Consider the following 264-nt stretch of genomic DNA (forward strand, 5'->3'; position numbering starts at 1 on the left):
TCGGGAGGGTCGCCTCGTCCAGGGTCCCGGCGGGGTCGGTGCTGGGAGCCACCGAGTGGCTGAGCGACGCCCATATCCAGAGCGATTACGATCTCCTGGAGGAGCAGCTGCTGGGGATCGATCCAAGGCTCGCCGGCAGGACACGGCTGGTCGATCCGTCGGTATCGCATCTGCTGCGCCACATGGGGGTGGAAGACGCGCGAGGCACGTTACAGTCCATCTATAATCGAAACGAGGCCCCAGCCGACTTCGTGTTCCTGCCGG

General features: G+C 65.2%; 1 protein-coding gene. It reads left to right on the forward strand.

Annotation, left to right across the window (positions count from 1 at the left end):
* Positions 1-38: 38 nt before the first annotated feature.
* Positions 39-264 (forward strand): hypothetical protein (locus ACWGTI_RS32945; protein WP_454590715.1); only part of this gene is annotated, 226 nt, incomplete at its 3' end.

Source organism: Mesorhizobium sp. ArgA1 (assembly GCF_053714375.1).